The organism is Psychroserpens sp. (genome assembly GCF_045105015.1).
GTDB lineage: Bacteria > Bacteroidota > Bacteroidia > Flavobacteriales > Flavobacteriaceae > Psychroserpens.
In genome coordinates this window covers 1-6,005 of sequence record NZ_JBGCCX010000089.1, presented here as the reverse complement: position 1 = coordinate 6,005, position 6,005 = coordinate 1, and the positions used below count along the sequence as shown (strand labels likewise).

The 6,005-nt window shown below is 34.8% G+C and carries 4 protein-coding genes; all 4 read left to right on the top strand.

Translation table 11 applies throughout. The annotated features are described in order from the left end of the window. On the top strand, positions 1 to 1,142 hold a 1,142-nt coding region (locus AB8B90_RS06710; RefSeq protein WP_405334985.1), incomplete at its 5' end, for a T9SS type A sorting domain-containing protein. Between the two features lie 229 nt (positions 1,143 to 1,371). Further along, positions 1,372 to 2,832, top strand: a complete 1,461-nt coding sequence (locus tag AB8B90_RS06705; protein WP_405334983.1) for a T9SS type A sorting domain-containing protein — start codon at positions 1,372 to 1,374, stop codon at positions 2,830 to 2,832. Positions 2,833 to 2,902: 70 nt separating this feature from the next. Further along, on the top strand, positions 2,903 to 4,441 hold the full coding sequence (locus tag AB8B90_RS06700) for a YifB family Mg chelatase-like AAA ATPase (RefSeq protein WP_405334981.1): 1,539 nt from the start codon (positions 2,903 to 2,905) through the stop codon (positions 4,439 to 4,441). Between the two features lie 70 nt (positions 4,442 to 4,511). After that, the coding region (locus AB8B90_RS06695) for an FG-GAP repeat domain-containing protein (RefSeq protein WP_405334979.1) at positions 4,512 to 6,005 on the top strand (1,494 nt) is incomplete at its 3' end.

The following is a 6,005-nucleotide window of genomic DNA, read 5'->3' as shown; positions in this document are numbered from 1 at the left end:
ACACATGGTCTCAAGATGGTATGACATATACAGCAGCAGACAGTCCAGTAGTATTAGATTTAACAGATGCAAACGGATGTCCTTACACAGCAACATTAACGATCAATGAATATGATTCAACAGATGATATCGTAGCAGAAGTTACAGTATGTGAAGGCGAAGAGTACACATGGTCTCAAGATGGTATGACATATACAGCAGCAGACAGTCCAGTAGTATTAGATTTAACAGATGCAAACGGATGTCCTTACACAGCAACATTAACAATTACTGAAACACCTGTTCTAAATGCAGGAGAGGATTCGGAAGTTACTGTATGCTTAGGAGTGATTCCAACATTCGAAGAATTATTTGATGCCTTAGGTGGTAATCCAGATGAAGGTGGTGAATGGGTGTTGTTATCAAATGGTGATTATGTATATTCTTTTGAAGCAATTGGTGGATGTCCTGGGTCATCAGCAATCGTTAAAGTGTATTACTATGATTCAACAGATGATATCGTAGCAGAAGCTACAGTTTGTGAAGGTGAAGAATACACATGGTCACAAGATGGTATGACGTATACAGCAGCAGACAGTCCAGTAATATTGGATTTAACAGATGCTAATGGCTGTTCTTACACTGCGACGTTAACAATTACAGAAACACAATTTTTAGATGCAGGAGAAAATAATGAAATAACTGTTTGTGAAGGTGTTGTTCCAACATTTGAAGAATTATTTGATGCCTTAGGAGGTAATCCAGATGAAGGTGGACAATGGAATTTATTATCAAATGGAGATTATATTTATTCATTTGTAGGAAATGGAGCATGTTCACCATCAGCAGCTATTATAAAGGTGTTTTATGAAGATTGTAGTGATGAACCTAGTCAATCAGTAAGAGTTTACCCTGTTCCAGCAGCAAGTAATTCTAAGATTAATATCAAATTAGATATTGTTAATACTGATGATTATTCAGAAGATATAGAAATAATGGTATATGATGCACTTGGAAGAGTAATCTACAGTCCTAGATTCTATAATGTAACTTCAGGTAGTAACTTAATCAATTTCGATTTAGGTAATATTGAAGAAAGTACATATATGATGGTCATAAGTGGAGATGACTGGTCAGTCACAAAACGACTGATAGTGAAGTAAAAAACGAAAAAGGCTAATTGAATTTCAATTAGCCTTTTTTTATTTAAATACTTAACGTTACTTATCTCTCTTTCACAGATGCTAGTCAAAAAGAATATTTAATGTGAATTTTAAAGATTGAATATTTGTTGGATCATTATTTTGAATAATATTTATTACAATGAACAGCATACTTTAAACTTTGTAATTGCGTCATATTATGGTAATTTTGAATGCTAAATAAATAACTATGAAAACAAGCGTATTATGTTTTGTATTATTGTGTTTTACTTTTTTCGGATTTGCACAAGTACAAATAGGAAGTGATATTAATGGCGAATCCTCGTTTAATAATATGGGTTGGGATGTGGCAACATCTGGAGATGGCCTAACTGTAGTTGTTGGTGCGCCAGGAAATTCTACTAGTGCTTATGCTGCAGGTCAAGTGAAAGTTTTACAATTCGATGGTACAGATTGGATTCAGTTAGGAGCTGATTTGTTAGGTGTTACAGCTGAAGATAATTTTGGAAGAGCAGTAGATATTACAGGTAATGGAACTACTGTTGTTGTTGGCGCGCAATACAGTAATGCTAACGGTTTTAATTCAGGAAGCGCTCAAGTATTTGATTTTGATGGTACAAATTGGGTACAAAGAGGAAGTACTTTAGCTGGAGAAAATAGTAATGACGAATTTGGAACAACTGTTTCCATTTCTGATGATGGCAATAGAATTGCTGTTGGTGCACCTTATACGAATACTAGTGATTTTGATAATGGTGTGTTAAGAATATTCGATTACGATGGTAGTCAATGGAATCAAGTTTTTGAACATTTTGGTGATGATGAAAGTGACGTGTTTGGAATGTCTTTAGATATGTCTGGCGATGGTAATCACGTGATTTGTGGCGCTTGGATAAATGTAGATGGAACAACAAAAGAAGGTTATGTAAAAGTATTCCAATTTGATGGTTCATGGAGTCAGGTTGGTGCTACAATCTCTGGAGAAATGCCTGGTATTTTCACAGGAGCTTCGTCTTCAATTTCTGAAGATGGAAGTATTGTAGCTGTTGGTAGTTGGGGAAATGATGAAAACGGAACCAGTTCTGGTGAAGTTGAGGTGTATTCATTAATCGCTAATAATTGGCAACCATTAGGAGGAGACATTCAAGGTGATTCTGGTTTTGAGCGTTTTGGTTGGGCTATAGATTTATCAGACGATGGAACTATTTTAGCAGTAGGAGCGCCTCAAGAAAATGATGCACGCTTTTTTAGATTTGAAGGCGGAAATTGGAATATGGTTGGGAATGCTATCGATGGCGCACAAGTCAATGACGATTTTGGTTATAGTATTGATTTATCTTCAGATGGAACTAAAGTAGTTATTGGTGATCCTAATAATAATGTTAATGCTAGTGATTCTGGATTTTCTCAAGTGTATGATCTTACGCAAGTGCTCTCAGTTGAAGAGTTTGAAGCTGATATGTTTTCAGTATTCCCAAATCCAGCACATTCTAAATTGACCATTCAAAGCAAAGTTGGAATGCATAACATTAGTATTGTTGATATCAACGGAAGACTTCTAAATATGATTGATAATTTAGATGTAAGTCTAAATGTAACTCTAGATGTCGAGAATTTATCAGATGGCATCTATTTCCTGAAAATTCAAGCAGAAAATAACGAACAAGTCATTCGGTTTATTAAAAACTAATTTAGCTTTAGAATCTATTAAACCTGTTAGTTAATAGAATATTATCTATATTTGAGTAAATATTCTACAAATGCTCAAAAAAGTTTTTGGTAGTTCTGTCTTTGGAGTAGAAGCCACAACAATAACGGTAGAGGTTAATGTCGATTCTGGTATTGGTTATCATTTGGTTGGTTTACCAGATAATGCTATAAAAGAAAGTAACTTCCGTATAGCCGCTGCATTACAAAATAACGGTTACAAAATCCCAGGTAAGAAAATCATCATTAATATGTCTCCTGCCGATTTACGTAAGGAAGGCTCTGCTTATGATCTAACCTTGGCTATTGGAATTTTAGTGGCTACCAAACAAATTCAAGCGGAACATTTAGAAAACTATCTCATTATGGGGGAATTGTCTCTCGATGGAAATTTACAACCTATCAAAGGCGCTTTGCCTATTGCTGTTAAAGCTAAAGAGGAAGGCTTTAAAGGATTTATTCTTCCAAAACAAAATGCAAAAGAAGCTGCTATTGTAGATGGACTAAAAGTGTTTGGTGTTGAAAATATTAAAGAAGTTATCGATCATTTCGATAAGAATATTCCTATTACTCAAACGATCATCAATACAAAAGAAGAGTTTTATAAAAACTTAGAGTTTCCTGAATTTGATTTTTCAGATGTAAAAGGACAAGAGAGTATCAAGCGCTGTATGGAAATTGCAGCAGCTGGTGGACATAACATTATTCTCATTGGACCACCAGGAGCAGGAAAAACCATGCTAGCCAAACGACTACCAAGTATTTTACCACCAATGACTTTAGATGAAGCTTTGGAGACGACTAAAATTCATTCTGTTGTTGGTCGTGTAAAAGCACATTCTGGAATTATGGCTCAACGACCGTTTAGAAGTCCGCATCATACCATTTCAAATGTGGCTTTGGTTGGAGGTGGAAGTTATCCGCAACCAGGAGAAATATCCTTATCACATAATGGTGTACTGTTTTTAGATGAATTGCCAGAGTTTAAACGAGAAGTTTTAGAAGTCATGCGACAACCATTAGAAGATCGTGAAGTGACGATTGCAAGGGCTAAGTTTACCGTAACCTATCCATCGTCGTTTATGTTGGTTGCAAGTATGAATCCGAGTCCTGGAGGTTATTTTAATGATCCTAATGCTCCTGTGACGTCTTCTCCTGCTGAAATGCAACGGCATTTAAGTAAAGTGTCTGGACCATTGTTAGATCGAATTGATATTCATATAGAAGTCACTCCTGTGCCTTTTGAGAAATTATCAGATGACAGGAAAGGTGAAGCTTCTGTAGACATAAGAAAGCGTGTGACAGCAGCTCGTGAGGTTCAGACGAAACGATTTAAAGCTTCTGAAAGTGTGCATTACAATGCGCAAATGAATACAAAACAGATTAGATCCTATTGTAAGCTGGATAAAGGGTCTATGGACTTATTAAAAAACGCCATGGAACAACTTAATCTTTCTGCTAGGGCTTACGATAGGATTCTTAAAGTATCTCGTACAATTGCCGATTTAGAAGCGTCTGAATCTATTAATGGTACTCATATTTCCGAAGCGATTCAATATAGAAGTATGGATCGCGAGGGTTGGTTGGGATAATTGCTTAAATATGTTGTTTAAATTGTGTATTCAATTTGTATAGTTTTTATCTTTGAATAAAAACACGCATATGTTCAGATTACTTACTATTTTTTTAATGACATTCTCATGTCTTAGCTTTTCGCAACAATTCGAAGATGGAGAGCTTATTGGTAGTAAAGGTTTTACTTATGGTGCTGAGGCTCGTATTTTAAATTACAATTCCGATGCGTATCCTGATATATTAGCGTTTCCGTTTATTCATGTGAATGATGGACAAGGAAACCGAAAGGAAACTATTCAGTTTTCAGACATAGAGAATGTTGAAACGCTTCAAGTTGGCGATTTCAATAATGACGAATTAGATGATGTTGTAGCGCTTTTAGAAGATGGTAAAATTGAAATTTTTATCAATTCAAAAAAAGGGCTAAAAGCACTTCCGCAGGACACAAAATTAAGTTATTACCGACTTGAATATTCAGATATTTATGTTGCAGATATTAATGCCGATCAACATTTAGATATTCTCATAAATCGTTTTGGTGACTATGCTATGGCTTATACCGGAAACGGAAATGGACAGTTTCAGAAGTTTAAAGGTTTCAAGAAAATATTTGGAAACTTTGGTTTTGTGAAATCGAAAGATATTGATGGCGATGGTAAACAAGAAATCATTTCAGATTACGTCATTATTGAAAATGAAGAGCGCAAAATCGGAATTCAAATACGAACTTATGAAAATGGAAATTACCTTAAGAAAGATTCATACATGTTGAATTCTGGAGTTGATGTGTTTTATATTGAAGACATTGATAATGATGGTGATCAAGATTTTATCTATTCAAGTGAATATGTAAACGGAATCTACTGGAATGAACGTGATGCGGAAGGTCACTACTCTAAAATTCACAAAATAGAAACAGCCGAGAATGCAACCAACTTTTATTTGATTGATATGGATGGTGACAAAGATTTAGATATTGTGAAAAATACCAGAGTCGGACCAATGGATTCTTCAAAAAATTATTGGCTTGAGAATTTGGGTAAAGGCAAGTTTTCTAAGGAAAAATCAATTACTCCAAAACATAAGTCTGCCTTTATGCTGGTCGCAGATTTAAATGCAGATGGTAAAGGTGATCTTATTGAAGTATCTGTTAAAAATGGATATCGTATTTCTACAGGGATTAATAACAAGATGAATTTTCAGTATGGTGAAGATTGGGTGATTAATGGAGGGATTAATGACTTCGATTTTATGGATGTTAATAATGACGGAATTAAAGATATTATTACTGCTTCTAAACACAGTCTGTTTTATTATGAAGTTTCTAAAAAAGGAAAAATTTCTGAAGCCATAGAAATTGCTCAAAATGAGTTTTTCTTCAATAAAATATTTTTGACAGATATCGATAGTGATGGCTTGATAGATGTGTTTTGGTGGGATGAAATGACTAAAGACGATAGAGTAGGTTGGTACAAAAATTTAGGAATGGGACAGTTCGAACCTCAAGAAGTGAATTTAACTGAAACTAGAGTTGCTAATGTGAACTTGATTGACTTTGATGGTGATAACGATATGGATATT

Excerpts from the sequence above, each read along its gene's own strand:
- AB8B90_RS06705 (WP_405334983.1), top strand. The coding sequence starts at position 1,372 with ATGAAAACAAGCGTATTATGTTTTGTATTATTGTGTTTTACTTTTTTC.
- AB8B90_RS06700 (WP_405334981.1), top strand. The coding sequence starts at position 2,903 with ATGCTCAAAAAAGTTTTTGGTAGTTCTGTCTTTGGAGTAGAAGCCACA.